The sequence below is a fragment of the Streptomyces sp. URMC 127 genome (genome assembly GCF_051386535.1).
In the GTDB taxonomy this organism is placed as follows: Bacteria; Actinomycetota; Actinomycetes; order Streptomycetales; family Streptomycetaceae; genus Streptomyces.
This window is the reverse complement of the sequence record NZ_JBPQTW010000450.1, coordinates 1-1143: the sequence shown is the minus strand read 5'-3', so window position 1 is coordinate 1143 and position 1143 is coordinate 1. Positions and strand designations below refer to the sequence as shown.

General features: G+C 76.1%; 1 protein-coding gene. It reads left to right on the top strand.

Annotation, left to right across the window (positions count from 1 at the left end; genetic code table 11):
• A partial coding sequence (locus ACSNOH_RS34840; RefSeq protein ID WP_436725450.1) for an AMP-binding protein occupies positions 1 to 1143 on the top strand: 1143 nt, incomplete at both ends.

Below are 1143 nucleotides of genomic sequence, written 5' to 3'. Positions count from 1 at the left end.
GCCCCCGTCTCCCCGGCCGACTGCGCGTACGTGATGTTCACGTCCGGCTCCACCGGCAGGCCCAAGCCCGTGGCGATACCGCACCGCGGCGTGGTCCGCCTGGTGTTCTCCGAGCCCGAACTGCCGCCGCCCGGCCCCGGCGACGGCGTCCTGCACGCCTACGGGCTCTCCTCCGACGCGTCCACCATCGAGATCTGGGCAGCGCTCCTCACCGGCGCCTGCCTGGTCCTCGCCGACCGCGAGGAACTGCTGTCCCCCGCCGCGCTGGAGGAGGTCTTCCACGCGTACGGCGTCACCGTGGCCTACCTGACCACCAGCGTCTTCCACCTCGTCGCGCGGAACCGGCCCCGCGCGCTCAAGCGGCTGCGCTTCGTGTCGGCGGGCGGGGAAGCCATGGACCCCGCGCTCGCCTGCGCCGTCCTGGAGGCCTGCCCCGACACCACGGTCGTCAACTTCTACGGCCCGACCGAGAACTCCGTGGTCTCCACGGCCCACATCCTGCGCACCCTGCCCGCCGACGCCGCCGGCGTCCCCATAGGCCGCCCCTTCGGCGCCTCGACCTGCCACGTCCTGCGCCCCGACGGCTCCGCCGCGGCACCGGGCGAGGAGGGCGAGCTGTACGTCGGAGGGGACGGCCTGGCCCTCGGCTACCCGGGCGATCCGGAGCTGACCGCCGCACGGTTCGTCAGCGTGCCCGGAGCCGAGCCCGGCGGCCTGCTGTACCGCACGGGCGACCGCGCCGTGCGGGGCGCCGACGGCACCCTGGAGTACCGCGGCCGGCTGGACCGCCAGGTGAAGCTGCGCGGCCACCGCATCGAACTCGACGAGGTCGAGGCCCGGCTGCGCGCCCACCCCGCCGTCGGCGAGGCCGCCGTCGAGGCCGGGGCGGGCACCTTGACCGCGTACGTGACCCCCGCGGAGCCCGGCTTACCCCTGCCGCTCCCCGCCTTACGCGCTTACTGCGCGCAGTGGCTGCCCGCCCAAGCCGTCCCCGCGCTCGTGGCCCGGGAATCCTTCCCCGTGACGAGCGGCGGCAAGATCGACCGCAGCCGGCTGGCGGCGGACACGTCCCCCGCGGCCACCGGAACCGCCGACGGCACCCAGGCGCCCACCGGCCCCCGCGCCACCGGCCCCCGCGTCACC